23 protein-coding genes are annotated in these 26,985 nt (G+C 62.3%); 12 read left to right on the top strand and 11 right to left on the bottom strand.

The window, feature by feature from the left end; genetic code table 11:
* Positions 1–67: 67 nt before the first annotated feature.
* Entirely contained in the window at positions 68–547 is a 480-nt protein-coding gene (locus tag ACW5W8_RS20100) for a L,D-transpeptidase family protein (protein WP_498629878.1), read from the bottom strand.
* A 279-nt stretch (positions 548–826) separates the two neighbouring features.
* On the opposite strand from ACW5W8_RS20100, the gene ACW5W8_RS20095 reads away from it, so the two are divergent.
* Positions 827–3,994, top strand: coding sequence for a S41 family peptidase (locus tag ACW5W8_RS20095; RefSeq protein ID WP_498629876.1), 3,168 nt, complete (start codon positions 827–829; stop codon positions 3,992–3,994).
* Between the two features lie 15 nt (positions 3,995–4,009).
* On the opposite strand, the gene ACW5W8_RS20090 is transcribed toward ACW5W8_RS20095, so the two are convergent.
* Positions 4,010–5,296 (bottom strand): ferredoxin reductase family protein, encoded by a 1,287-nt coding sequence (locus ACW5W8_RS20090; RefSeq protein ID WP_498629874.1) that lies wholly within the window; start codon positions 5,294–5,296, stop codon positions 4,010–4,012.
* Between the two features lie 305 nt (positions 5,297–5,601).
* Here ACW5W8_RS20090 and ACW5W8_RS20085 point away from each other — a divergent pair, with 305 nt between their 5' ends.
* Positions 5,602–5,835: a hypothetical protein gene (locus tag ACW5W8_RS20085; RefSeq protein ID WP_498629872.1), complete on the top strand. Its 234-nt coding sequence runs from the start codon at positions 5,602–5,604 to the stop codon at positions 5,833–5,835.
* A 112-nt stretch (positions 5,836–5,947) separates the two neighbouring features.
* Here the strand turns inward: ACW5W8_RS20085 and ACW5W8_RS20080 are convergent, their stop codons facing one another.
* The gene (locus tag ACW5W8_RS20080; protein ID WP_498629870.1) at positions 5,948–7,813 is read right to left on the bottom strand and encodes a M3 family metallopeptidase; all 1,866 of its coding nucleotides are present in this window, start codon (positions 7,811–7,813) and stop codon (positions 5,948–5,950) included.
* A gap of 274 nt (positions 7,814–8,087) precedes the next feature.
* Between ACW5W8_RS20080 and ACW5W8_RS20075 the strand changes: the two genes are divergently transcribed.
* The gene (locus ACW5W8_RS20075) at positions 8,088–9,785 is read left to right on the top strand and encodes a methyl-accepting chemotaxis protein (protein ID WP_498629868.1); all 1,698 of its coding nucleotides are present in this window, start codon (positions 8,088–8,090) and stop codon (positions 9,783–9,785) included.
* Between the two features lie 160 nt (positions 9,786–9,945).
* Here the strand turns inward: ACW5W8_RS20075 and cbl are convergent, their stop codons facing one another.
* The 6 genes from cbl to ACW5W8_RS20045 all read right to left on the bottom strand — a co-directional run bounded on the left by cbl (position 9,946) and on the right by ACW5W8_RS20045 (position 15,737).
* On the bottom strand, positions 9,946–10,893 hold the full coding sequence (gene cbl / locus ACW5W8_RS20070; RefSeq protein ID WP_040067353.1) for an HTH-type transcriptional regulator Cbl: 948 nt from the start codon (positions 10,891–10,893) through the stop codon (positions 9,946–9,948).
* A gap of 123 nt (positions 10,894–11,016) precedes the next feature.
* Positions 11,017–12,084, bottom strand: coding sequence for a sulfate/molybdate ABC transporter ATP-binding protein (locus ACW5W8_RS20065; RefSeq protein WP_498629865.1), 1,068 nt, complete (start codon positions 12,082–12,084; stop codon positions 11,017–11,019).
* A 22-nt stretch (positions 12,085–12,106) separates the two neighbouring features.
* Complete coding sequence (gene cysW / locus ACW5W8_RS20060) at positions 12,107–12,997, bottom strand: sulfate ABC transporter permease subunit CysW (protein WP_184236104.1); 891 nt, start codon at positions 12,995–12,997, stop codon at positions 12,107–12,109.
* Positions 12,994–13,833, bottom strand: coding sequence for a sulfate ABC transporter permease subunit CysT (gene cysT, locus ACW5W8_RS20055; RefSeq protein WP_498629863.1), 840 nt, complete (start codon positions 13,831–13,833; stop codon positions 12,994–12,996). Before cysT ends, cysW begins: the two co-directional genes overlap by 4 nt.
* A 270-nt stretch (positions 13,834–14,103) precedes the next feature.
* Positions 14,104–14,679: an RBBP9/YdeN family alpha/beta hydrolase gene (locus ACW5W8_RS20050; protein ID WP_058058574.1), complete on the bottom strand. Its 576-nt coding sequence runs from the start codon at positions 14,677–14,679 to the stop codon at positions 14,104–14,106.
* Between the two features lie 56 nt (positions 14,680–14,735).
* Positions 14,736–15,737, bottom strand: coding sequence for a sulfate ABC transporter substrate-binding protein (locus ACW5W8_RS20045; RefSeq protein ID WP_498629860.1), 1,002 nt, complete (start codon positions 15,735–15,737; stop codon positions 14,736–14,738).
* 217 nt (positions 15,738–15,954) lie between these two features.
* On the opposite strand from ACW5W8_RS20045, the gene ACW5W8_RS20040 reads away from it, so the two are divergent.
* The 4 genes from ACW5W8_RS20040 (at position 15,955) to ACW5W8_RS20025 (ending at position 18,556) form a co-directional block, all read left to right on the top strand.
* A complete protein-coding gene (locus ACW5W8_RS20040) occupies positions 15,955–17,217 on the top strand; it encodes an MgtC/SapB family protein (RefSeq protein WP_498629858.1) in 1,263 nt (420 codons plus the stop codon).
* Between the two features lie 87 nt (positions 17,218–17,304).
* Complete coding sequence (locus ACW5W8_RS20035) at positions 17,305–17,895, top strand: sugar O-acetyltransferase (protein ID WP_498629856.1); 591 nt, start codon at positions 17,305–17,307, stop codon at positions 17,893–17,895.
* Positions 17,892–18,230, top strand: a complete 339-nt coding sequence (locus ACW5W8_RS20030) for a DUF1294 domain-containing protein (protein WP_498629854.1) — start codon at positions 17,892–17,894, stop codon at positions 18,228–18,230. Before ACW5W8_RS20035 ends, ACW5W8_RS20030 begins: the two co-directional genes overlap by 4 nt.
* A 113-nt stretch (positions 18,231–18,343) precedes the next feature.
* Positions 18,344–18,556: a hypothetical protein gene (locus ACW5W8_RS20025; protein ID WP_068977307.1), complete on the top strand. Its 213-nt coding sequence runs from the start codon at positions 18,344–18,346 to the stop codon at positions 18,554–18,556.
* A gap of 68 nt (positions 18,557–18,624) precedes the next feature.
* Here the strand turns inward: ACW5W8_RS20025 and yrfG are convergent, their stop codons facing one another.
* A complete protein-coding gene (yrfG, locus tag ACW5W8_RS20020; RefSeq protein WP_498629852.1) occupies positions 18,625–19,305 on the bottom strand; it encodes a GMP/IMP nucleotidase in 681 nt (226 codons plus the stop codon).
* 144 nt (positions 19,306–19,449) lie between these two features.
* Here yrfG and nudE point away from each other — a divergent pair, with 144 nt between their 5' ends.
* The 3 genes from nudE to ACW5W8_RS20005 all read left to right on the top strand — a co-directional run bounded on the left by nudE (position 19,450) and on the right by ACW5W8_RS20005 (position 22,617).
* The gene (gene nudE, locus ACW5W8_RS20015) at positions 19,450–20,058 is read left to right on the top strand and encodes an ADP compounds hydrolase NudE (RefSeq protein ID WP_005340262.1); all 609 of its coding nucleotides are present in this window, start codon (positions 19,450–19,452) and stop codon (positions 20,056–20,058) included.
* Positions 20,059–20,095: 37 nt separating this feature from the next.
* On the top strand, positions 20,096–20,908 hold the full coding sequence (gene cysQ / locus ACW5W8_RS20010; RefSeq protein WP_498629850.1) for a 3'(2'),5'-bisphosphate nucleotidase CysQ: 813 nt from the start codon (positions 20,096–20,098) through the stop codon (positions 20,906–20,908).
* A 437-nt stretch (positions 20,909–21,345) separates the two neighbouring features.
* Complete coding sequence (locus ACW5W8_RS20005; protein ID WP_498629848.1) at positions 21,346–22,617, top strand: aromatic amino acid transport family protein; 1,272 nt, start codon at positions 21,346–21,348, stop codon at positions 22,615–22,617.
* A 75-nt stretch (positions 22,618–22,692) separates the two neighbouring features.
* On the opposite strand, the gene metJ is transcribed toward ACW5W8_RS20005, so the two are convergent.
* A complete protein-coding gene (metJ, locus tag ACW5W8_RS20000) occupies positions 22,693–23,016 on the bottom strand; it encodes a met regulon transcriptional regulator MetJ (RefSeq protein WP_005340251.1) in 324 nt (107 codons plus the stop codon).
* A 205-nt stretch (positions 23,017–23,221) separates the two neighbouring features.
* Here metJ and metB point away from each other — a divergent pair, with 205 nt between their 5' ends.
* Positions 23,222–24,394 (top strand): cystathionine gamma-synthase, encoded by a 1,173-nt coding sequence (metB, locus tag ACW5W8_RS19995; RefSeq protein WP_498629846.1) that lies wholly within the window; start codon positions 23,222–23,224, stop codon positions 24,392–24,394.
* On the top strand, positions 24,394–26,850 hold the full coding sequence (locus ACW5W8_RS19990; RefSeq protein WP_498629844.1) for a bifunctional aspartate kinase/homoserine dehydrogenase II: 2,457 nt from the start codon (positions 24,394–24,396) through the stop codon (positions 26,848–26,850). The genes metB and ACW5W8_RS19990 overlap by 1 nt, the downstream gene beginning before the upstream one ends.
* The last annotated feature ends 135 nt before the right edge of the window (positions 26,851–26,985 follow it).

Below are 26,985 nucleotides of genomic sequence, written 5' to 3'. Positions count from 1 at the left end.
GTGGCCCCCACCCACCCCCCCCGGGGGGGGGGCCGGCCCCCCCCCCCCCCCCCCCCCGCTGCGCGGATCAGGGCTCGATGACGATGGGCGTACCCGGATCAATCGCGTCCCACACTTCATCCAGCTCGTGGTTGAGCATGGCGATACAGCCGTTGGTCCAGTTGGAGGGCTGAACCCTGCGGTTGCCAATGCTGTTGCGCTGGCCGTGGATCATGATCATGCCACCCGGACGAACACCCAGCTCATTGGCGCGCTTGATATCGTCCAGGTTCGGATAGTTGATATGGATGGCTTTGTAGTAGCCGGAATTGGTCTTCTTGTAGTCGAGGGTGTAGCGCCCTTCCGGCGTACGCTGATCCCCTTCCCGCTGCTTGTGCCCCTTGGGCGCCGGGCCCAGTGCAACCCAGTAGCGCTTCAGTTCTTTGCCATCCTTCATCAGAGTCAGGCTATAGGTCGACTTCTTGACCACCACCAAATCGGCTTTTTCGGTCAAGGCAAAACTCAATGCGGGCCAAAGCCCCAACAAACACAGTAATACGGCTCTCATTCCATCCCTCGACAAGCCTCTGGTGCGGGCTTTTCTTGTTACCAGATCATCTGAACGATGCCCGCCGAGCGGCGAGCGAGCGCCATGATATTGGATCGCCATCAATACTCAATATGCCCGGCAAAACATATCTTGCTGCAGCCAGGCTATCTTCCTTGAACGCCGCCATTTGGCATTGGTAATTAACAGTTAAAACAACAAGATACCAAAAATTATCGCGCTGGCACCCGGGGCAATGATCGGCGAAGATAACACTCCACTCCCCGACAGGATCATGCCATGCGCTCTTCGTGCCGCCTCGCCACCCTGCTGTTCTCGCCACTTCTGCTCTGGCTGCCCGCCAGTGTCGCCGCCGATGCACTCTGGCTGCGCGAGCCCGCCCTCTCCCCCGATGGCAAGCAGCTTGCCTTCACCTGGCAGGGGCGCATTTTTGTCGCCAGTGCCGAGGGTGGCCCCGCTACGGCCCTCACCGGCAGCGACTACCTGAGCCAGCGGCCAGTCTGGTCGCCGGACGGCAAACAGCTCGCCTTTGCCGCCAATCTCTACGGCAACGAGGATGTGTTCGTGGTGCCCGCCAGCGGCGGCGAAATGGTGCGCCTCACCCGCGATTCGCGCACCGATCTGCCGCAAGCCTTCAGCGCCGACGGCAAACGGCTGCTGCTGAGCAGCCAGCGTACGGGCTCCCCCAATGCCGACCATTTTGTCGCGGAAGGCTACCAATGGAGCGAGCTCTACTGGACCCCGATCACCGGCGGCACCTTGCAGGACGATCTGCCGCTGCCTGCAACTCTCGCCCGCCCCCACGGGAAGTTGCTCGCCTACCAGATGCCCGCGGCGGATCAACCCTTTCGCAAGCATCAGCACTCGTTCGCGGTGCCCCGTCTCTGGTTGTTTGATGGCAAGCAGCACAAGCAACTGACCGAAGATCGGGTGGCGGCCACCGATCCAGTCTGGAGCGACAAGGGAGACAGCCTCTTTTACCTGAGCGAGCGCAGCGGTGATTTCAACGTCTGGCGCCGGGATCTCGCCAGCGGCAAGGAGCAACAGCTGACCCACTATCAGGGCCATCCGGTGCGGGGGCTCAGCGCCTCCAGAGCCGGGGATCTGGTCTGGTCATGGCTCGGGGAGATCTATCGCCTCGATGCCGGCAGCAGCGAGCCGCGCAAACTGACCCTCACCCCGCAGGTAGCGAGCGCGCCGGATGAGGCGAGCGAGACCCTGACCCTTGCAGACGAAGCGCTGGTCAGCGAGGAGGCAGACGAGCTGATCCTGGTGAGCGAGGGCAATCTGTTTGCCGTCGATCCCGAGCGGGAGCGGGTACGCCAGCTGACCCGCGACCCGAGCGAGCAGTCCAGCCCGCTCTTCGCCGAGCAGGGGCGATCCCTCATCTACCTCTCGGAGCAACAGGGGCACGCCGCCCTCTATCGCCTGCGCAAGGGGGAGCCGGATCTGCTGTTCAGCGATCCGGGCACCCTGACCGAGAGTCTGCTGCTGGCCATTCCCGGCAAGGGTATCAGCCGGCCGGAGCCCTCCCCCGACGGCAAGCAACTCGCCTTCGTGGTGGATGGTCAGGCCATCCACCTGCTGGATCTGGCGAGCAACAAGCAGCGGGAACTGGTGCCAGCCAGCTTTAACCCCGCACGCCACGAGGTAACTCTCGCCTTTGCCCCCGACTCCCGCCATCTGGCGCTCACCTTTCGCCCCGATGCGGCGGAGCAGGAGATCGCGGTGATCGACACAGCCAATCCCAAAACCAAACCGGTTAACGTCAGCCTCAACGGCTATCAGGATGGCCATCCAGGCTGGAGTCAGGATGGCGCCATCCTCTACTGGCAATCGACTCGCTTTGGCGCACTGGGGCCCGATGGCGAGCCCCTCTTCACCAACCTGCTCGGCATCTACAGCAGCCGTGCCGCCAGAGCCGATGCCCTCGCCGAACTGGATCCGCCGAAAGGGGGATACGGCTTCGAGAGCGATCGCCTCAAGCATCGCGAGGCGCTGCTGCTGCAACCCACCGGCACCCTGCTCGCCAGCCGCATCATCGGCGACCAGCTGATCTATCTGGTGGAGGAGATGGGGGTCAACAGCGAGAGCGAGATCAAGGGCTACAGCCAGGATCTGCGCAAAGGCAAAACCAGCGAACTGTTTGGCGAGCAGCCCGGCCCAGCGCTGGCAAACCTCAACCAGCAGGGCACCCTGGCTACCCTGGTGCGGGATGGGGAGATCACCCGGATCCACCTCGACTCCGGCGAGGCCACCAGCGCCCCCTTCGCCTTGCAGCCCACCAGCCGCTGGCAGGCACGCATGACCGCCGCCTTCGATCAGATCGCCCGGCTCACCCGGGACGAGTTCTATCTGGACGATATGAACGGGGTGAACTGGGAGAGCTATGTCGCCGCTTACCGCCGCCTGCTGCCGGGCATCGGCAACCCGCGGGACTTGGGCAACCTGTTGGCGGAGCTGGCTGGCGAGCTCAATGTCTCCCACACCTGGGGCAGTGGCCCCGCCCCCTTCCCGCGCATGGCGGACGAGACCGCCAGCCTGGGCGGCTACTGGCAGGATGGCGAGCAAGGGGTGATGCTCACCGCCATGCTCTCTGGCGGCCCGCTGGATCAGGAGAGCGATATCGCCCCGGGCGCCCGCCTGCTCGCCATCAACGGCATCCCGATTGCCAATCTGACCGAGCTGGATCGGGCCCTCAACCATCAGGCTGGCGCCCGGCTCGCCCTCACCTTCCAGCAGGAGGGCAACAAGCAAACTGACGAGGTGGTGCTCACCGCCATCGACAAGCAGCAGGAGTACCAGCTGCAACAGGATCGCTGGATTGAGAAACGGCGGGAGCAGGTGGCCAAGCTGAGCGGTGGACGGGTCGGCTACGTCTATCTGCCGGCGATGAACAGCACCGTCTACGATGCGGTGGTGGCGGATGCCCTCGGCAGACAGCGCCATCGCGATGCGCTGATCGTTGATGTCCGCTTCAACAGCGGTGGCTATCTGGCCAATACTCTGGTGGAGTTTCTGACCGGCAGCGGCAGCACCAAGGGGATGGCCAGAAGTTCGCCCCGTCAGGGTAAGGGGGAAACCGATGCCGCCACTCGCCAGTGGACCAAGCCTTCGGTGGTGCTGGTCAACGCAGGCAGCTACTCGGAAGGCTCAGCCTTCCCCGAGTACTACCGCGCCCTCAAGGTCGGCCCCATCGTCGGCGATCCGGTGCCCGGCACCGGCACCATGGTCTATGCCCATGAATCACGCCTGATGCCGGGCCTCGCTTACGGCATTCCGACCCTGGGGCTGCGCAAACCGGACGGCAGCTTCTACGAAAATCAGGAGCTGATCCCGGACCTGCAGGTGCCGCTCACCCCCGCCGATATGGTGGCCGGGCGTGACCCGCAGCTGGAGGCGGCGGTACAAGCCGCCCTCAAGCAGTTGCCAGCCAGCGCCAAGTAACGGCGTTCATCGAGCTCAACGAAAGCGAAACAGCTCGCGATGCAGATGCCCGGCCGGCAACAGCCGGGTCAGGGCATCTGCCATCCCCTCTGGCCCGCAAAACCACACCTGCTCGGGCGCATCCTGCGCGATGCGGGCCAGATCCAGCCGCCCGGCAGCCTTGTCCAGATGCAGCTGATAGCGCACGCCGGTGCGATGACAGAGCTCGGCCAACCGCCGGTGGTAGACGGCGCTAGCCAAGTCCGGCGCACACTGGATCAGGGTGAGCCCCTCGCCGCGCTCCCCACGGGCAGCCAGCCCCTCCAGCCAGGCGACGAATGGCGTGATACCGATCCCGGCCCCCAGCCAGAGGGCTCGGCCTCCCCCCTGCGGCGTGACAAAGGCGCCATAGGGCCCGGTCACCACCACTCCATCCCCGATGCGAGCTTGTGCCACCAGCTGGCGGGTATGATCCCCGAGCGCCCGTACCGCGATCACCAGCTGGCGCCGATCCGCCGACACCCGCACCAGAGTAAAGGGGTGCGGCCCCTCCTTGGCATCAAATTCGAAGAAAGCAAACTGACCCGGGCGGTAATGGGCGAGCGGCCGCTCCAGCTGCATGGTCAGCTCGCAGGTGTGATCCGCCAACGCCCGCATCGCAATGACCCGGCCCGGATGGCGATCCCGTGCTCCCACTTGTCCCAACAGAGAGTAGAGGGCCCCGATAGCGCCGATCCCGCCGATCAACCAGATCGCTACCCCAACCGGCGTCATGGCTCCAATCTGAGGCAACAGGCAGAGCCCGTGTCCCCACCCCGCCAGATAGATGAGCGGGGCCAGCCGGTGGATCAGCCGAAAACGGCCATAACTCACCAGCGCCAATAAGCTCAGTACCACCAGCGCGATTAGCAGATAGAAACTCCACTCACCCAGGGTATTGCCAAGGGTATGGAGCGAGATGCCATTACCTGCACCAGCTCCACTGACCCCACGCCGGGCGGGGCGACTCAGCCAACCCGCCGAGACCGCCCACTTGGGCGCCTCCACTAGCAGCCAGTGAGCGGTCAGTGACAATGCGCCGGCGATGGCCGTCTGGCGGTGCAATCGCAACATCCGGTCCAGACCGCTACACCACACCTCCAGCTGCGGCAGGCGCAATGCCAGCAACAACGAAATCGCCATATAGGTCATCCCCAGCAGGCCCGTCAGCAGCAACATCTCATGGCGCCAGGGCCACACCCCGTTAGCATCCCTCGCATAACCGAGCCACCAGACTCCGACCGCCAGCAGCGGCAACAGCCACCACATCCATTTGTTCGTCATAACATGCTCCTAGGTTCCATCGCGACAGGGCCTCGCCCCTGATCATGGTTCCATTACAACCCCGTCCAGTCACAAGACTTTGCCAGAGGGGGAAGCTTGTGTGGCAATGTGTGACAAACGGAAACAAAAGAGGGGCCGACTGGCCCCTCGTGATCACCCTTGTTGGCTCGCCCCTCTTCACAGGAGATAGCGCACAATCCACCTCCGCTGTGATTGACGACCCGCCTGCAAAAGGAATCAAATGGGGACGTTACATATCTGCGGCGGAAAACCTGCTGCCCACTATCCCGGACAAGGAGCCCCCCTTGCTTTCATCCACCGAACAACGCTTCTGCCCCCACTGTCAGCGCGAGACCAACCATGTCGTGGTGCTGGTCGACAAATCCTTTGGCCAGCAGCTGACTCCGGAGCAAAAGCGCAAAGCCTTTATCAAGGACTTTATTACCGGCTGGGCCGCCGGCCCCTTTCTGGCCAACATGGATCGCTTTGAACGCCACGTCATCTGTGAAAATTGTGGAAAAAAGGTCATCGATGAGTAGTGAGCAATGAGCAATGAGCAATGAGCAATGAGCAATGAGCAAAAAGAATGGCAGGAAAGTTTCCCCGCCTGCCAATTGCCGCATCAAAGCAAGTTAACGCTCATTAGATTGCTCACTGCACGTAGCTCCGCCCCTCCCCGGCATCCCCCGCAAAGTAGTGCCGGGCAATCCACGCTTCGAAATCGGCCAGCATGCGGGTTTCCGACTCGCTGTTGTCGGCGATAAGTTCGGCGCCATTTACCACCCGGATATGGGCGTCGAGCGGGGAACCCTCACCGGCGGCAGGGCGCTGCCGGGCGGCGGCCATGCAGGCTTGAGCCTGTTGCCAGGCTTCGGCGGCGCTCAGGTTGCATGCCTCGGCCAGCGGCACCGCGCTGAATCCCTCGCCGGTCAGGCTGCGCAGGGTCTCATCGTGGCTCATGCCGTTACCCGGCCCCCAGTAATGGGCGGCCAGATCCGGCCCGATGCGCGGGTTGTCAGTGAGGTAGCCATCCCGTTTCAGGAAAAAGGCGCGGGTCTGCTCCACCGCCATCAGCGCCAGCAGGTAGCCGTGATAGGCGCAGGCCGACTCCTGATTCAGCAGATGCGGAATGGCTAGCAGCGGACGCGGGCTCTCGACCCCGAGGATCTTGCGCTCCCACTTGCGGGCCAGCGCCAGCACAGCCTCAGGAGTGCGATCGCTCTCTGCCATGGCGTAGAGATCCCGCTCGAAGTAGGCCACCAGCGCGATCTGGCGTTCGTTAAAAGCGCGAAACGGCTGACGCGCTTCGATCATCTCCTTGATAAGCGCATCGGGGATCGCCTCTCCTGCTGCGTTTCTGGCATAGCGTTTGAGCCAGTCAGCATCGTCCAGCAGGCTGTCGCAGAACATCGACTGGGTCTCGGCATAGGCCATGGAGGTGGGCGGAAACTCCTGTGAGAAACAGGGGGCGTTGCCGGTGACATTGGCAAAGTGCGCGGCGTGGCCCCCCTCGTGGAACAGGGTATTGAGGCCGTTCCAGCCGCTACCCACCTGCGCCGGGTCGGCCAGGCTGGTGAAATTGACCACCGCAGGCACCCACTCACCCTGCTGGAAGAAACTTGGTACCGGGCCGTGGCAGAAGCCGTTCTCGTATTTCCCCTCCCGGGTCAGCAAGTCCAGCGTCAGGGTCGCGCCGCGATACTGGATGCCGAGCCGGCGGAAGCTCTCGACCCAGTCCCGCAGCGCCCGCGAGAAGGGCACATAAGGGTCGAGCTGGCGGGTCACATCACCACTGATGGCGTAGCGCAGGTTGTGGGGCAGCAGGGCCGCCTCCCCCTTGGCAACCTTCAGCTCTTCCAGACTCTGCTGCAACCGGGCGTCGGTGCGGGCAATGAAGTCATCAAGGATGGAGAACAGCTGCTCCGGGCTCATCTGCTCGTTCTTGCGCACCTTGTAGTCGAAGTAGTCGCGATAGCCCATGGCGCGGGCAAAGCGGTTGCGCAGCGCCACCACCTCGAGAAAACCGTTGCCGACCACCCACTGCTCCAGGGTGTGGAACATGGCGAGTGCGCTCTGGCGCACCGCCTCGTTAGGGCTTGCGGCAAGGGAGGTGCTGGCGGCGGGCAGGCTGCCTGCGACCTGCTGACCCTGCTCATCCAGCAGGGTCAGTTTCAGCCCCTTGCGGCGGGCGAACAGCGCAGCCTCGGCAGCCACCAGCTCATCCATCAGGGCGGCCGCGGCGGGATCTTCAATCACGTTGCATTCGAAGAAGGCGATCCAGCCTTGCAGACCGCGTTTGAGATCATCCTGTTCGGCCTGCGCCAGCATCTCCCGCAATTCGGGCAGGCGGGTCGGATTGGCACAAAAGGCCTTGTAGGCCTGCTCGGCCGCAGTGAAACCGGCCTGATCGTCGCTGGTGCCCATATAGGTGGACCAGAACAGATCCTCCTTGCGCCTGTGTACCTGCAGGTAGTCGGCGTTGAGCTGGTTGAAGTAATTCCTGGCAATGGAACGCATAAATTCCCTCTAGTGATGGGATCACCCAGAGCGGGGCCCACTCCTTTTTTTGATGAAATGCCAAACCATTCACACTCTTTGGCAAAAATTGCGCAGGGATGCGCGCCAACACGCTACCACAAAGTGGGTGGTTTCAGGCTGCTGACTATACTGATGTTAAAACGCTCATTTGAGAAAGGTCGGCAAGAGACTGAAAGTAAATGAGTTGTTAACTCTTACGAACTGGCTGCCGCGGTACAGAGCCACCATATAACGGGATAACGAGGGTTGAATCATGTTCAAGCTCAGTGATATCGCCGTGAGCCGCAAGCTGACCTTGCTGCTCACGCTGGCATGTATCGGCTTCCTGTCGCTGCTGCTCATCTCGGCCAATGCGCTCCAGCGCAATCTGATGAGTGAACGGGAAGCGCGGCTCAATGCGGTGCTGAGCCAGGCCATGAGCCAGATCCAGTTTCTGGCCACTACCCTGCCAACTGAACAAGCCCAGCAGGAGGCTCGCAAACTGCTGACCAGCATGCGCTTTGATGGCAACAACTATCTGTTCGTCATCGATGAGAACCGCCATATGCTGGTGCACCCGATCCGGCCCGAACTGGTCGGCCAGACCATGGGAGAGGGTTCGGGCGCCACCGCAGGGCAGTTCTGGTTCCAGATGGTCGACATCGCCCGTGGCGGCAAGCAGGGAACCCTGCAATATATCTGGACCGGCCCGTCTGGGGAAACCGCTGACAAGCTTTCCATGGTCTCTGGTTATCAACCCTGGGGCTGGATCCTCGGTTCCGGCATGCTGCAGCAGGATATTCACCAGACCATCTGGGCTCAGTACATGAAGATGGGCAGCGCCACCGCTATCGTCATTGTGTTGATGGGACTGCTGGGCTGGCGCATCACCCACTCCATCGTCTCCCCCCTCAACCAGATCAACCACGCCATGCAGCGGGTCGCCAAGGGAGATCTGGTGGTAAGCATTCCGGTACAGGGCAAGGATGAGCTGGGCATGGTCGCCCGCTGCACCAACCAGAGTCTCGATGCCATCCGTCACGCGCTGCTGGAGGCCAGTCAGGGGGCCCGCAACGTGGCCGATGCCGCGCTGCGCATCGCCGCCTCAGCCGAACAGACCAATCAGGCGGTGACCAGCCAGCGGGATCAGCTAGCCCAGCTCGCCACCGCCATGAACGAGATGAGCGCCACCATCTCCGACGTAGCGGGCCATGCCGAGAACACTGCGCGGGATACTCAGGAGGCCACCGGTGAAGCCGGCCTCGGCAACCGTGACGTGCACGCCAGCGTGCACGGCATCAAGGCGCTGGCCACCGAGGTGGAGCAGGCCACCCAGCAGGTCAACCAGCTCAAGGAAGGGGTGATGCAAATCAGCGAAGTGACCGCCGTCATCAGCGCTATTTCGGAGCAGACCAACCTGCTGGCCCTCAACGCCGCCATCGAAGCAGCCCGCGCCGGCGAGCAGGGCCGTGGCTTTGCCGTAGTGGCCGACGAGGTGCGCCAGCTGGCCAGCCGGACTCGCCAATCCACCGAAGAGATCCAGAGCACCATCACCCAGTTGCAGCAACGGGCCGTCACCGCCGCCAACGCCATGGATGCCAGCCGCAAACTGGCGGAGAGCAGCGTCAACCAGTCCCAGCAGGCGGGCCAGGATCTCACCCTGATCGTCAACCACATCCAGCATGTGAGCGACATGGCAACCCAGATCGCAACTGCCGCCGAGCAGCAGAGCATGGTGGCCGAGGATATGAACCGCAACGTCAGCGGCATCAACGACTCGGCGCTGGAGATGTCCCAGTCCGCCTCGCAACTGGCGCAGGAGAGCGAACTGTTGGCCGGTCTCTCCCGCAGCCTGGATGAGCGGCTTGCAGTGTTCAAACTGAGCCATACCGTCGACCAGCAATTGGAACAGCGGCTAGCACCTCTGCATCAACAATCCCATCAGACCGAAGGCCCCCGCGCTCGTCACTGAACCACCTTGTCCTGTCGCAGGTCACGCCCCCGTCAGCCCGGCTGACGGGGGCGTGCAGGCAAGATGTCTGGATTGAGCTGAACGGATCTCGCCAAGGGTCATGAGGCCATCAGTCAAACGGGGAGCCACTGGCTCCCCGTTTTATTGGGGGGCGACGACCTCAAATCTGGAAGTCGAGGGCGGGCTCGCTGCCCATGGCACGGGCCTGAATATCCGCCAGCGCCAGCTCGGGGTTGCAGAGCTGAATGAACTGCCAGGCAAAGTTGTGCTGGAACTGCCCCTGCTTGAGGCCAATCCAGGCGGTGTGAGGGGCAAACAGATGGCTGCCATCAAGCTGCACCAGCCCCTGATCGCGCTGCGCGTCGAACGCCATATCAGCCAGTATGCCGACCCCCATCTCCAGCTCGACATAGGTTTTGATGACATCGGAGTCCTGCGCCGTCAGCAGGATCTGCGGTTCAATACCAGCCGCAGCAAAGGCTTCATCCACCCGCACCCGCCCGGTCAACCCGGCTTGATAGGTGACGATGGGCCAGTTGGCCAGCGCCGCCAGCGTCAGATCCCGCTCGCCAGCCAGCGGATGTTGCTCCGGCACCACGATATTGTGGTGCCAGCGGTAGTAGGGGAATGCCACCACCCCTTCGCTCTTGTCGAGCTGCTCGCTGCTGATGCCGATATCCACCTCGCCGGTCTGCACCAGCCGCACTATCTCCTCCGGGCTGCCCTGACGCAGCTCCAGCTGCACCAGCGGAAACTGCTCGCGAAACGCCTTCACCACCCGCGGCAAGGCATAGCGGGCCTGGGTATGGGTGGTCGCCACCAGCAAGCGGCCCGAGTCGCGGTTGGCAAAGGTGCTGGCCAGTTTGCGGATGTTGTTGGCGTCATTGAGAATGCGCTCGGCAATCACCAGCAGCTCCTTGCCAGGCTCGGTCATACCGAGCAGCCGCTTGCCGTAGCGGATAAAGAGCTCGATACCGAGCTCCTCTTCCAGCTCGCGGATATGGCGGCTCACCCCGGATTGCGAGGTAAAAAGGGCGTTGGCCACCTCGGTCAGGTTGTAATCCCGCCGCGCGGCCTCCCGGATAATTCGTAACTGCTGAAAATTCACCTTGTCGCCTCCTGCGAAGAGTGGGCGACACAAGCTGCTCGCCCCTCTCATTTTTGTTATTTGGCCGGATCATGCCCCGGCAGAGCGCCTAAACCGGGCGGCCACACCGCCCGCAACACAGCATCAAATCTGATAGTCGGGATAGAACTGCGCCTGTCTGGCCACCAGCTTCACCCCCTGACCCGGGGCAAACAGCTTGGCCGCCTCCTTGGTCAGCTCCGCCTCATAGTGAGCCCCTTTGATCTCACCGTCACCGCGCAGCTCCACCCGAATGCGCGGCCCCATGGGCAGCAGGCGGGTAATGGTGGCGCGGATCCCGCCCGGCGCATCGGCTGGCAAGATCTCCAGTTCATGGGGGCGGACATAGGCGATGGCGGCACTGCCGTGAGCCAGATGGGAAGCCGACGGCCCGCCGAGCAGCTGCTCGCCGACACCGAATCCCCGCTCCGCCACCCGACCGCGGAACTGGTTCACACTGCCGAGGAAGCTGTGGACGAAGGAGCTGGCAGGCTGGTCGTAGACCTCGGCCGGGGTGCCAATCTGCTCGACCCGTCCGGCATTCATCAGCACCACCCGATCTGCTACCTCCAGCGCCTCCTCCTGATCGTGGGTCACGAACAGGCTGGTGACATGCAGCTCGTCGTGCAGCTCGCGCAGCCAGCGGCGTAGCTCCTTGCGCACCTGCGCATCGAGGGCGCCGAAGGGCTCGTCCAAGAGCAGTACCTTGGGCTGCACCGCCAGCGCGCGGGCCAGCGCGACCCGCTGACGCTGACCGCCGGAGAGTTGGGTCGGATAGCGCTCGGCCACGTGGCTGAGCTGCACCAGATCCAGCAGCTCCTTGACCCGGGCACGAATAGCCGCCTCGGCCGGGCGCTCACTGCGCGGTTTGACCCTTAGGCCAAACGCCACGTTCTCGAACACCGTCATGTGGCGAAACAGGGCGTAGTGTTGGAACACGAAGCCGACGTTGCGCTCGCGCACATGGAGATCCGAGGCATCCTCGCCACGAATGATGACGTGGCCACTGTCGGCCTGCTCCAGCCCGGCGATGATCCGCAGCAGCGTGGTCTTGCCACAGCCGGAGGGGCCGAGCAGCGCCACCAGCTCACCGTCGTGAAAGTCGAGGTTGATGTCTGCCAGCGCCGCGTACTGATTGAAATGCTTGTTGAGTTGTTGAACCTGAATGCTCATGGCTGCCTCTTTAAAACGGTGATCAGTGAGATTTGGTGGGCTGGGCACGCAGCCGGGCCAACAGGGTTTCCCCGAGTAGGGTGAAGATCCCGAACAGAGCCAAGAGGCTTGCCACTGCAAAGGCGGCGCCGGTCTGGTACTCGTTGTAGAGGATCTCGATATGCAGCGGCAGGGTATTGGTCTGGCCGCGAATATGGCCGGAAACCACCGACACCGCGCCAAACTCCCCGACCGCGCGGGCGGTACAGAGCAGCAGGCCGTACATCAGGCTCCAGCGAATGCCGGGCAGGGTGACGCGCCAGAACATCTGCAGACCGCTCGCCCCCAGCATGATGGCCGCCTCTTCCTCTTCCGGGCCACGCGCCTCCATCTGGGGCAGCAGCTCGCGCACCACGAAGGGCACGGTAATGAAGGTGGTGGCCAGGATGATCCCCGGGGTGGCGAAGATGATCTTGATGTCATGTTCGCTCAGCCAGTCACCGAACCAGCCGCGGCTGCCGAACATCAACACCAGCATCAGACCGGCGATCACCGGCGACACCGAGAAGGGCAGATCGATGATGGTGATCAGCAGCTGCCGACCGGGGAAGCGGAAACGGGCGATGGCCCAGGCCGCCGCGATCCCGAACAGCAGATTGAGAGGAACCGCACAGAGCGTCACCAGCGCGGTGAGACCGAGGGCGCTCAGGGCATCCGGCTCGCTGATGGCGTGCCAGAAGAAGGCGAGCCCCGGCGTCAGCGCCTGAATAAAGACGGTGGCCAACGGCAGCAGCAACAGGGCGGCAAACCAGCCGAGACCAACGGTGATGAGCAGCCACTTGACCCACTGAGGTTCACGGATCACGACCGGCGCCTTGCGAGCGGGGGTCACCTCCACAGAGGCCGCCTCAATGGCGATAGCAGATGAACTCATATCCGGCTCCCTCCGATGCGAGACCAGCTCCAGGCCTGCAACTTGTTGATTAGCAGTAACAAAATGAACGAAATCAGCAGCATCACCACGGCGATGGCGGAGGCACCGGCGTAGTCATACTCCTCCAGGTGGCTCATGATCATCAGCGGCGCGATTTCCGAGACCATCGGCAGGTTGCCGGCGATAAAGATGACCGAACCGTACTCCCCTACCCCGCGGGCAAACGCCAGCGCAAAACCGGTGAGCAGGGCAGGCACCAGGGTCGGCCAGAGCACCCGCAGAAAGGTCTGCCAGCGATCGGCGCCGAGGCTGGCGGCCGCCTCCTCTTGCTCGGTTTCAGCCTCTCGCAGCACCGGCTGCAGGGTGCGCACCACAAAAGGCAGCCCGATAAAGGTGAGGGCGATCACGACGCCGATGGGGTTGTAGGCGAGCTGGATGCCGAGCGGCGCCAGCAGCTGGCCGATCCAGCCGTTGGGGGCGAAGATGGCGCACAGGGCGATGCCGGAAACGGCGGTCGGCATGGCGAATGGCAGGTCGATCAGCGCATCCACCAGACGACGACCGGGGAAGGTGTAGCGCACCAGGATCCACGCCAGGATCAGGCCAAACAGGCTGTTGAGCAGCGCCGCGACAAAGGCCGCACCGAAGCTCAGGCGAAAGGAGGCGAGCACCCGGGGTGAACCGATCACCTGCCAGAACTCGACTGCGGTCAGGTTGTTGATCGCAAACAGTACCAGGGCCGAGAGCGGCAACAGCACCAGCAGGCTCAGATAGAGCAGGCTGAACCCCAAGGTGGGGCCAAAACCGGGCAGGACAGAATAAGAACCAAATCGCATAACACATCCATCTGTTATGAAGAATTTTCGATATGGTGATTCTGCGCACTCCCCTCATCGGCAACAAACATCAATTGCGACTTTGCTAATCACTTTTTTGTCTAACCGCAGAATCAAAAGGCTCTTGGCGCACTCCAAATAAAAAAAGGTCTTTTATATAAATAAAAGACCTAAGAAATGGAGCAATACGGAGCGGAGCATTCAAAGAACGGGGCATGGAGTAGCCAGCGAACAGCGCGCTCACCAACCCTCCAACCACTTCACAGATACCTAGCGAAAGCCCAGTACGACCGGCCGGGGCGATGCGGTCTTGACCGGTGCCACTACCAGCTCACCACGGCGGTAGAGTGCCCCCAGCAAATGCAGTCCCTGATGCCAATCCCCATGACCTGACTGGGCATTGATATGGCCCGCCTCACCGGCATCGAACAGCGGCACCTGCCACTGACGGCTCCAGTATTCGGCCCGCTCGAAGCTCATCCAGGGATCATTGCGGCTGGCCACCAGCTGGGCCGATACCTGCAGCGGCCCGGCCAAGGCCTCATCCGCAATGCCAAAACGGGCAGGATCGGCGGGCGCCACCAGAAAGATCGAGGCCACCTTCTCCGGCTGCAAGCGGGCCGCCGCGATGGCGGTCAGGGCGCCGAAAGAGTGGGCCACCAGATGGACCCGACTGCGGCGACGTTTCAGCTTGCTCGCCAGCTTGGCACTCCAGACCCTGAGGTCCGGCTTGTCCCACGGTAGCCCGGTCATCCGCTGCCATTGGGGAAAATGATCGTGCCAGCGGCTCTGCCAATGATCCGGCCCACTGTTGTGCAGACCGGGAACCAGGAGGATCTTGTTCATCTTGGTGCTCCTATCGGCTGGCACAGGGGCCAGTTCAGTGATGGATAACGAAGCTATCAACGACCCGGTTGATAGATCTGGTCAAACAGACCCCCCTGGGCGAAGTGTTTCTTCTGGGCCTTCTCCCAATCCCCTTCCAGATCCTTGACGGTAAAGAGTGCGAGCTTGGGGAACTGATCTGCGGTCTCCTTCAAGATCGCCGGATTGCTGGGGCGATAGTGATGTTTGGCGACGATATGCTGCCCCTCGTCAGAGTAGAGATAATCGAGATAGGCCTTGGCCACCGCTTCGGTACCGTGCTTCTTGGCCACCTTGTCCACCAGCGCGACCGGCGGCTCCGCCAGAATGGAGACCGAAGGCACCACCAGCTCGAACTTGTCGCTGGCACCCGCCTGACCAAGCACCAGCAGGGCTTCGTTCTCCCACGCCAGCAGCACGTCACCGAGACCGCGCTCGGTAAAGCTGGTGGTGGCACCGCGGGCGCCTGAGTCCAGCACCTTCACGTTCTTGAAGAGATCGCCAACAAACTGCTTGGCCCCCTCTTCACTGCCGCTCTTCTTCAGGGCATAGCCCCAGGCGGCCAGATAGTTCCAGCGTGCCCCGCCGGAGGTCTTGGGGTTGGGAGTCACGATGGCGACATCCTTGCGCACCAGATCATCCCAATCCTTGATCTGCTTGGGATTGCCCTTGCGCACCAGGAAGACAATGGTGGAGGTATAGGGCGAGGCGTTGTTGCCGAAGCGACTCTGCCAGTCGGCAGCGGTCAGCCCCTCCTTGGCGATGGCGTTGACATCGTAGGCCAGCGCCAGCGAGACCACGTCGGCCTCCAGTCCATCCACCACAGCGCGGGCCTGCTTGCCGGAGCCACCGTGAGACTGGCTCACCACCACGTCGTCGCCGGTTTTGGCCTTCCACTCCTTGGCAAAGGCGGCGTTGTACTCCTGAAACAGCTCGCGGGTCGGATCGTAAGAGACGTTGAGCAGACGGATCTCGGCGGCATTGGCCTGGCCAAATGCCAGCAGAGAGAGCAGGGTCAGGGCGGTCATTCGCAGTTTCATGGTGATACTCCATATCTTGTTGGGTTGAGAACAGCATGCCGTGGAGTTGTTATGCCCAGAAGAAAGAAATAACTCTTTGCTTATCTCTTTTGCTCATATCAACTCAGCCACCCGCACCGGGAGCCGGACGCAGACTCTGTGAGCCATGCCCCTCTGGCCCCTTGCTCGCTGTGCCATCATGGGAACAAGGCAGGCAGATGACGAAAAGGAAGTCGTTATGTGGATCAATGCAGAACCGGTCAACGGTGCCCTGGTCTCGCTGGCCATCGGCCTTATCATTGGACTGGAGCGGGGCTGGCAGGTGCGCCAGCTGGGGGATAACCAGCGCATCGCCGGGATGCGTACCTACGGCCTTATCGGCCTGCTCGGCGGGGTGTGCGGTTTGCTGCTGCCCACCCTGGGCCCCTGGCTGCCGCTGCTCGGCCTGCTGGCGGTGGTGATCGGCTGCGGCCTCTCGGTCTGGCTGGCCCAGCGCTGGCAAGGGGAGTTCGGCCTCACCAGCTCGGTAGCCATGCTGCTCACCTATTTGCTGGGGCTGATGTCGGTGCTGCTGAGCCCGAGCGAAGCGGTGGCCTGCGCCGTGCTGGCCGCCCTGTTGATGGGTTTGAAGGGACAGATCCAGCAGGGGATGCTGTTTCTCAGCGAGACCGAGTTTCACGCCACCCTGCGCTTTCTGCTTATCTCGCTGGTGCTGTTGCCGGTGCTGCCCAACGAGGAGATGGGGCCCCTCGATGCCTTCAATCCCTTCAAGATCTGGCTGATGGTGGTGGTGATCGCCGGCATCTCGTTTTGTGGCCACTTCGCGGTACGCCTGCTCGGTACTCGCGCCGGACTGGTACTCACCAGCATACTGGCGGGATTGGCCTCCTCCACCGCTCTCACCCTGCAGTTCGCCCGTCTCAACAAGGAGCAGGGCGGGCTGGAGCGACTGCTGGCTACCGGCATCCTGCTGGCAGGGGCCACCATGTGGCTGCGGCTGCTGGTGCTGGTGCTGCTCATTCACAGCGAACTGGCGATGCGCCTCGCCGCCCCGCTCGTGTTGCTGGCTACCACGGTCTACGGTTTTGCCTTCTGGTTCTGGCGCCAGCGCGAGGAGCTGACTGACGGCCCGGTAAAACCGGAAACCAGCAACCCGCTCGATCTCGCCACCGCCATCAAGTTCGGCCTGCTGCTGGCACTGATCGGCTTTATGGCCACCCTGCTGCAAGACAGGGTGGGCAACTCGGGGGTCTATCTGCTGGCGCTGGTGTCGGGGATCACCGACGTGGACGCCATCACCTTGTCGCTCTCCCAGCTCTCCCACAAGGAGCTGGCGCTGGAGGTGGCCGCCCGCGGCATCCTGCTCGCCGGGCTGGTCAACTCGCTGGTGAAGGGGCTGCTGGCCCTTGGCATTGGCGGTCGCAGTCTGGGGCTGCGGGTGCTGCTCCCCTACTTCGTCTCGGCCCTGCTGATCCTGCCCCTCGTCTGGCCCGCAGGTTGACGGGGATCACCTGCAACAAGTGACAGACTGACGGCGCCCCAGACAGTCACGTATACTGCCCCCCTCTTGCAGCATGAGGAGGTAGCAATGGCGAGCGACTGGGACAAGGTACTGGCAGGCGGGGCACTGGATAGCCAGAGCGAGGAGATAGCCAACGACCGGATCCGCGGTCAGGCGCTGCTGGCCCGGCTCAATGGTTCATCGGCGGGCGATGCCCCTCTGCGCCAGCAGATCTGCCGCGAGCTGTTTGGCCACTGCCCCGACTCCTGCTGGATCAGCACGCCGTTCACCTGCGAGTTTGGCCGCAACATCCATATCGGCGAGAAGACCTTCTTCAACTTCAACATCACCATTCTCGACGTGGGCGAAGTGCACATCGGCAGCCATGTGCTGCTGGCCCCCAACGTGCAGATCTACACCGCTACCCACACCATGAACTATCTGGAACGACGCAACTGGACTGCCTACAACAAGCCGGTGCGGATCGGTGACGACTGCTGGATTGGCGGCGGCGCCATCATCTGCCCCGGCGTCACCATAGGACCACGCTCCATCGTTGGCGCGGGCGCCGTGGTCACCCGCGACATCCCGGCCGACTCGGTGGCGGTGGGCAATCCGGCCAGAGTGATCCGCAAACTCAAGCAGGATGAGGAGCGCTGCTGGGAGCTGGCCCAATGATGGCGCTGGCACTGCTGCCACTGGGCGCCGCCCTCTGGCTCGGCCTCGGCGAGCAGCTGTGGTGGCCGCTGGCCGTGTTGCTCTTCATGAGCCTGCTCACGGTAGCCGCCTACGCCTGGGACAAGCGGAAGGCTGTACGGGGTGAGTGGCGTATTCCTGAATCGAGGCTCCATCTGCTGGAGCTGTGCGGCGGCTGGCCGGGGGCGCTGGTGGCCCGCCAGTGGCTGCGCCACAAGACCCAGAAGCGCAGCTACCGGCTAGTCTTCTGGTTTATCGTGCTGCTGCACCTCACCCTGTGGGGACTCTGGCTTGGCCGCCCTCTCTGGCAGCAATAGCCAACTGCATCACAAAGGCGAAACGGGCCCCATTGCGGCCACTTGGCGACTATGAGAAAACAGAACGGATCCATCAGCGTTTTCGCCGTTTATAGACGACAAGGAGTCGTGACATGACCATGTGGACAGGCATAGTCCTGATCGTTTTTATCAGCCTATTGTTCGGATATCTCGGCAAGCGGGCTCGCTACCAGATGGGGGATGCCCGCATCACGGATCGCCTCGGCAAGCAGGATCTGGTCATCCGGGAGCTACAGGAGCGGGTCGCCAATCTGGAGGCGATCGTCATAGAGGAAGAGAAACGGCGTCCGTTTCGGGAGCTGTGATTTTCTCACCGCCAGGTTTCAGATACAGAGAGGGCTGCATGATGCAGCCCTCTCTCGTTTCAGCAAATTCAGATTGCCAGCGGCAGCAACTCGGCATAGTCGCGGATCGCCGGAAAAGCGGTGATGCTCTGCTCTGGCTTGCAGCTGTCCGGATTCTGGATCGCCAACTGATAGCCGATGCCATAGTCGGCGGCGGCCCGCAGGATCCGCTCACTGTCATCCACAAACAGGGTGCGGGCCGGATCGAACGCCAGCCGCTCGGCCAGTGCCTGCCAGCAGTGCTGGTTCTCCTTCGACCAACCCAGCTCGTGGGTGCTCACCATCAGATCCAGATGATCGGCAAGACCGAGCTGCGCATCCTTCACCGACAGACTGGCGGGGTGGGCGTTGGTGAAAAGCACCAGCTGCTTGCCCGCGGCGCGTAGCGCGGCCAGAAAGGGGATGGCGTGGGGACGCCACTGGATCTTCGCCAGCAGCTCCTGCTTGAGGGCACGAATATCGAGCCCCAGGGTCTCGCTCCAGTAATCCACGCAGTACCAGTTGAGGGTGCCGTTGACGGCGTGATAGTGGACATCGATCTGCGCTTTGGCTTCATCCAGCGGCAGACCGAGCCGCTCGGCGTAACGCTCCGGCACCAGCTGTTGCCAGAGGTGGTTGTCAAAATGCAGATCGATCAGGGTGCCATCCATATCGAGCAAGACGGTATCAATCTGGTGCCAGGGCAAGGTGGTGGAGCGGGAGTGTGGCATCGGGCCTCTTGATCGCGGATCTCGGAAAACGGGGCGGCAGTATAACGGATTTTTCCTCCCCCTTTGCCCTCCCTGGCCCGTGGTGTTCGGTGTGAGAGTCGTTTACTCTTGAAGCACGATTTTTTAACGAGCAGCCAGCGTCCGATGAGCGACCCCCACAAGAGCAAACCCGAGCACATCTCAGCCGACCAACTGGATCACCCCAAGAGCAAGCCGGAGATCCTCAAGGCCGATATCGTCGCCGAGAGCCGACTGTTCAAGGTGGAATCGCTACACCTCAAATTCTCCAACGGCGAAGAGCGGGTCTACGAGCGGATGCGCGGCGGCAACCGGGGCGCCGTCATGGTGGTGCCGCTGTTCGATGCCCACACCCTGCTGCTGGTGCGCGAATATGCCGCCGGCACCCACTCCTACGAGCTGGGTTTTCCCAAGGGGCTGATCGACCCGGGCGAAGATGCCTTTGAGGCGGGCAACCGGGAGCTGATGGAAGAGGCGGGCTTTGGCGCCAACAGCCTGACCCTGCTCAAACAGGTGTCGCTGGCACCCGGTTACTTCTCCAGCCGGATGGACATTTTACTGGCCCGGGATCTATTCCCCGAACAGCGGATCGGCGATGAACCCGAACCGCTGGAGGTGATCCCCTGGCCCCTCAACCGGATCGACGAATTGCTGGCGCGACCCGACTTCACCGAGTCGCGCAGCATCAGTGCCCTGCTCCTGGCCCAGAAGTGGCTGGCGGAGCAGGCAGAGTAGCCCGCAGACGGGCAGTTAACAGACAGAGGATAACGAGATGCAGGAGTTGTTGGCCTGGGTGCCGGGGGTCAAGGAGATTGCCCGCGAAGCCGGAAGGATCCTTCACGACATCTATCACGGCGGTCAGTTCGAGCGTCAGCTGAAGGAGGATGCGACCCCGGTCACCAGTGCCGATCTTGCTGCCGATGCCTACCTCAAACAGGCGCTGTTGGCGCTCACTCCCCACGTTCCCGTGCTGACCGAAGAGGCGGCCGACATCCCCTTCAGCCAGCGATCCAACTGGCGGCAGTACTGGCTGGTGGACCCCCTCGACGGCACTGGCGAATTTATCGCGGGCAGCGGCGACTTCGCCACCCTGATCGCGCTGGTGCGGGACAATGTGCCGGTGCTTGGGGTCATCTACGCCCCCGAGTCCAACGTGCTCTACTGGGCGGTGCGTGGCTACGGCGCCTTCAAGGAGGTGAATGGCGAGGTGTTGCCCATCAGCGCCATGCACCACGAACATGACCAGCCCGACTCGCTGGTGGTGGCCATCAGCCGTCGCCAGAAGCTGGAGAACCTCACCCGCCGCCTCAACCCGGCCATCAACTACGAGCTGATCCCGCTCGGCTCCAGCTCCCTCAAATCCTGTCTGGTGGCGGAAGGGGCGGCCGATTGCTACGTGCGGCTCGGCCCCACCGGCGAGTGGGATACCGCCGCCGCCCAGTGCATCGTCGAGGCGGCCGGTGGCCGCATCCTCAGCCTGGCGTTGCAGCCACTCAGCTACAACGAAACCGAGTCGCTGGAGAACCCGGACTTTATCGTGATGGGGGATCCGGATCTCGCCTGGGGCAACATTCTGGCCCACTAGGCCGATAGCAATATCATCACACCAGACAAGCAGGCGGCCCGATGGCCGCCCGCTTTGTCAGGGAAGCTTCCCCGAGTGATGGCCGGTGTGATCCGCTACCAAAGACGCTTTTGAACAGCGTGATACGCTGGCAAAGAAGCGAAATGATAGTGAAACATCACAATCGGTCGGCGAGAAATGGTGCGATTCTTCACGTAATTCTGAAAACACCTGATTAGCCAAAATAAAAAAATGATCGCAGATAAAATTTTGGTTTTATATTTCACAAAAATCATCATTGTCAGTTTTGTTGCATTCTGTGACCCAGATTCCATTCCCAATCTCGCTGGCTAAACCCCGCAATGGCAGTGATATGTTTCAGTCTCGCTTTTTGAGAATTAAATCCCGATAAACCACAATAAACTCAGATTAAAACACTGACAAAAAGTGAATTAGTAATGAGTTTATCTGTAGAGGCTACCAAGGAGCTATCCGGTTCCTGCTCCACCACGGCCAGCACCACTCGCTGGCGCCGTCACGACACCCACTGGGTCATCAGCCTGTTTGGCACCGCCGTTGGCGCAGGCATCCTGTTCCTGCCCATCAATCTGGGTCTGGGCGGGATCTGGCCCCTCGTCATCGTCGCGGTACTGGCGGGTCCCATGACCTTCCTCGCCCACCGCGGGCTGGCGCGCTTCGTGCTCTCCTCTTCACGCCCCCACGCCGACTTCACCGAAGTGGCGGAGGAGCATTTCGGCAAGATGGCCGGCCGCCTCATCTCGGCGCTCTACTTCCTCTCCATCTTCCCGATCCTGCTCATCTACGGGGTCGGACTGACCAACACTGTGGAGAGCTTTATGGTCAACCAGCTCAGCATGGCGACCCCGGATCGGGTGATGCTCTCAGGCGTGCTGGTGTTTGCCATGATCGCCGTGATGCTGGCGGGTGAGAAAGCGATGCTGCGTGCCTTCGCCTTTATGGTCTATCCGCTGGCGGCCATTCTGGCGGCCCTCTCCTGCTACCTGATCCCTCAGTGGCAATGGCCGGAAGTGACCGCGTTTGAGGGGGTCAGCTTCCTCAACACTGTCTGGCTGGCGCTGCCGGTCACCGTGTTCGCCTTCAGCCACGCCGCTGCCATCTCCGGTTTTGCCAACGTGCAGCGCCGTGAATATGGCGAGCAGGCGGAAGCCAAGAGCGGCCTGATCCTGCGCAACACCACAGTGATGCTGGTGGGCTTCGTGCTGTTCTTCGTCTTCTCCTGCGTGCTAAGCCTCTCGCCAGCCCAGCTGGCCGAAGCCAAGGCCCAGAACGTCTCTGTGCTCTCCTATCTCGCCAACATCACCGATAACCCGGTGATAGTGACTCTGGGGCCGCTTATTGCCTTTATCGCCATCAGTTCCTCCTTCCTCGGCCACTTCCTCGGTGCCCGCGAAAGCCTGAAAAGCCTGATCGCCAAGCCCACCGGCCTGCCGCTGGCCAAGGCGGACAAGCTGGGCATCGCCCTGATGTTCTTCTCTATCTGGGGTGCCGCCGTCATCAACCCGGGTATTCTGGGGCTGATGGAGACCCTCTCCGGCCCGGTCATCGCCATGATCCTGTTCATCATGCCGGTGATTGCCATCTACAAGGTGGAGGCGCTGACCCGCTTCCGCCACGGCTGGACCAACGGCTTTATCCTGCTGACCGGTTCGCTGGCGGTATCGGCGCTGATCTTCAGCCTGCTGAAATAACAACGGCCCCGCGAACGGGGCCGTTGAAACGACAAGAGGCAACCCCGGGGTCGCCTCTTGTGCATGACAAATTGCTTACTCTTTGTCGAAATCTTCGATCTCTTTGCCCAGCGCTTCCATGATGGCGCGCGCTTCGGCCGGGACACTGTCCGGTTGATCCTTGCGCAAGTCTTCGTCGCAAGGGAGCGGCTGGCCGGTGAAAGCGTGCAGGAAGGCTTCACAGAGCAGCTCGCTGTTGGTCGCATGACGCAGGTTGTTCACCTGACGGCGGGTGCGCTCATCGGTCAACACTTTCAACACCTTGAGCGGGATCGAGACGGTAATCTTCTTGACCTGTTCGCTCTTCTTACCGTGTTCCGCGTAGGGGCTGACATAGTCGCCGTTCCACTCTGTTCCCATGACTCACCTGTTCTCATTTAGCCGTGAGCGCGGATTTTAACCCTTAAGGAAATTAATGGCAATCCAACAGCAAAGCCATTTAGACGTCTGGAAGTGTTGACGGCTTTTTTAAGCTGGCGTAGTGTGGTTGTCCATGAGCCCGCAATGACGGGATGGCGCGTGGCAGCAAGATGCCGGCGTGTGAAAAGACATCAAGGAGAGTGATATGACCCACAAGGCCACCCTGGCGGTTCGCACCGGGATTGAGACAGACACACAGCACGGTGCCGTGGTGCCGCCTATCTACCTCTCCAGCAACTACACCTTTGCCGACTTTGGCGAGCCCCGTCAATACGATTATGCCCGCTCCGGCAATCCGACCCGCACCAATCTGGCGGACGCGCTGGCGGCGCTGGAAGGGGGCGCTGGCGCCGTGGTCACCGGCACCGGCATGGGGGCCGTCCATCTGGTCACCACAGCACTGCTCAAGGCGGGAGATCTGCTGATCGCCCCCCACGACTGCTACGGCGGTACCTGGCGCCTGTTCGAATATCTGGCTGCCAAGGGCCACTACCGGGTGCAGTTTGTCGATCAGGGGGATGAGGCCGCACTGGCCGCAGCACTGGCGCAAAAACCTGCGCTGGTATGGGTCGAGACCCCCTCCAACCCGCTGCTGCGGGTGGTGGATATCAGCGCCATCGCCAGCGCCGCCCATGAGGTGGGTGCACAGGTGGTGGTGGACAACACCTTCCTCTCCCCCCTGCTGCAACAACCCCTGGCCCTCGGTGCCGACGTGGTGGTGCACTCCACCACCAAGTACATCAACGGTCACTCAGACGTGGTAGGCGGAGTGGCGATTGCCAAGGAGGCCGCACTGGCCGAATCCTTGGTGTGGTGGGCCAACTGTCTGGGGCTCACCTCCGGGGCGTTCGATTCCTACCTCACCCTGCGCGGCCTGCGCACTCTGGCCCCCAGATTGCGCACCCATCAGGAGAATACCGATCGCATCCTCACCTTCCTGCAACAGCAGCCGCTGGTGAAACGCATCTATCACCCCAGCCTGCCGAGCCATCCGGGCCACGATATTGCGCGCCGTCAACAGTCTGGCTTCGGCGCCATGCTAAGTTTTGAACTCGATTGCAGCGAGGCAGGCATTCGCGCCTTCCTCGCGGCCCTCACCCTCTTCTCGGTGGCCGAGTCCCTCGGCGGGGTGGAGAGTCTGGTGGCCCATCCGGCCAGCATGACTCACAGGGCCATGACCCCGGTCGCGCAGCAGGCAGCAGGTATCAGCGCCCAGCTGCTGCGGTTGTCGGTCGGTATTGAACACGGTGAAGACCTGGTGGCCGATCTAGCTCAGGCTTTTGAACAGGCGCAGCAGGCAGAACAGGTAGCGAAGTAATGGGACAGCAGCAACAAGGAGAGATCGCGGTGGCAGCAGAAGCAGGATTGAAGCGACGTCACGTCCACAAATTTGGTGGCAGCAGTCTGGCGGATCCGGTCTGTTATCGCCGGGTCGCCAGTATCGTTGAACAACAGGTGGGCGGGGATGAACTGATCGTGGTCTCCGCCGCCGGCAAGACCACCAACCGGCTGATCCAGCTGGTGGAGCTGGCCGAAGCGGGGGACGAAGCCGCCGGTGAAGCCATCTCGGCCCTGCAGGCCTATCAGCAGAGCCTGATCGACGGCTTGCTGGAGGGTGAACTGCAGCTCGATCTGAGCAAGCAGCTGGCCGACGACATGCAGCTCATCGCCAAGACGCTTGAGGGGCAGTTTGACCGCTTCGCCCGCAACGGCCTGCTCGCCTTTGGCGAGGTGTGGTCGGCGCGGCTGCTGGCTGCCCTGCTCACCAGCCGCGGCGACAAGGCCATCTGGCTCGATGCCCGCAGTTTCCTGCGCGCCGAGGATGGCGCACTGGTCAAGGTGGATACCGCCCTCTCCAGCGAACTGCTCAAGGCGCGACTGGCGGAGCATGCCGGTCGCATCGTGGTAACCGGCTTTATCGCTGCCGACATGGAGGGGCGATCCCTGCTGCTCGGCCGCAACGGTTCCGACTACAGCGCCAGCCTGTTGGCGCTGCTGGCGGACGGCGAATCCACCACCATCTGGAGCGATGTGGCCGGGGTCTATAGCGCCGACCCGCGCCGGGTGAAGGAGGCACGTCTGCTGGAGCGCCTGAGCCTCGCGGAAGCGAACGAGCTGGCCCGTCTTGGCTCCTCGGTATTACACTCGCGCACCCTGCAACCGGTGGCCGACAGTCGTCAGCGCCTCACTTTGCGCTGCAGCTACAACCCGGACGAGGGCTGCACCCATATCCTGCGCCGCGCTCCCCGCTCCGGCGGCGCCCGCATCGTCTCCTCGGTGGATCAGATCGCCCTCATCGAGCTGAAGGTACTGCCGCAGACCAACTATGAGCAGACGGTGGCCACCATCGAGGCCCATCTGGCCCGCCACCGCCTCAACCCGCTCACCCTGCAACGCCAGCCTGATCGCCGGATCCTGCGTCTCGCCTACACCCTCGAGGTGGCACAAGGCGCCTTCGAGCTGCTGCGCGACTTCCAGCTGCAAGGGAGTTTCACCGGTCTCATCCAGAAAGAGGGTTACAGTCTGGTGGCGCTGGTGGGGGCAGGGGTCACCGACAACGCCGAGCAGTGTCACCGCTTCTATCAGCTGCTGGCAGATCAGCCGCTGGAGTTCGTCCAGGTGGCCCGAGATGGCCTGAGTCTGGTGGCCGTGCTGCGTCAGGTGGTGCTGGAGCCGCTGCTCATCGCCCTCCACAGCGCCCTTTTCAGCCGCCCGACCCGGGTCGGACTGGTGGTGTTCGGCAAGGGCAATATCGGCGGCCACTGGCTGAGTCTCTACGCCCGCGAGAAGGCACGGCTGGAACATGAACTCAATCTGGCGCTCACCCTCTACGGGGTGTTCAGCTCGGAAGGGGGCCTGCTGGATGAAGAGGGGCTCAACCCCCTCAAGGTGCAGGACAAGTTCAACCCCAAACCGCTGATCTGGCCGGAGTTGCTCTCCCAACTTGAACAGCACGGCTTCGATGCGCTGGTTGCGCTGGACATGACCGCCAGCGAAACGGTGAGCCGCTACTACCCGGATTTTGCCCAGCTCGGCATTCACATCATCGCCGCCAACAAGTTTGCCGGTGCCGCCGACAGCGAGTTCTACCAGCGCATCAAACAGACCTGTCGCGACCACCAGGTGCAGTGGCGCTACAACGCCACCGTGGGCGCTGGGCTGCCAATCCAGTCCAGCATCCAGATGCTGCGCCAGAGCGGCGACCGCATTCAGGGGGTCTCCGGCATCTTCTCCGGCACCCTCTCCTGGCTGTTCCAGCAGTATGATGGCACCCGCCCCTTCTCCGAGCTGGTGGACGAGGCGTGGCAGCACGGCCTGACCGAACCGGATCCACGCGAAGATCTCTCCGGTCAGGATGTGCGTCGCAAGCTGCTTATTCTGGCACGGGAAGCGGGCTTCGAGCTCGACTCCGCCGATATCGAGCTGGAGAATCTGGTGCCCGTTCCGCTGCGCAAGGTGACAGCCGATCAGTTCATGGACAGACTGAAAGAGCTGGATGGCCCGATCCAGACCGCCTTCGAAGGGGCCAAGCGCCTCGGCAAGGTGCTGCGCTACGTGGCTCGCTTTGAGCATGACGGCAAGGCGCGGGTCGGACTGGAGGCGCTGGAGCCCCACCACCCGTTTGCCAACCTCTTGCCCTGCGACAACATCTTCGCCATCGAGAGCGACAGCTACCGCACCAACCCGCTGGTGATTCAGGGGCCGGGAGCGGGTCGCGAAGTGACCGCAGCCGCTATCCAGTACGATCTGTGGCAGATCTGCGCCAGCCTCTAAGGCTGATATGCAAAGGGAGCAGCACCTCAGCTCCCGCGCACAATAAAAAAGGCTATGTCCCAATTACGTGTTGCATGGGGTGTCCCAGCGCCTCATGCATACACGCTTTGATATTCACCTCCTTCCCGTAACGCT

The organism is Aeromonas aquatilis (assembly GCF_054052405.1).
Note: the sequence above shows the minus strand (reverse complement) of the source record. Positions and strands in the feature narration are given on the sequence as shown.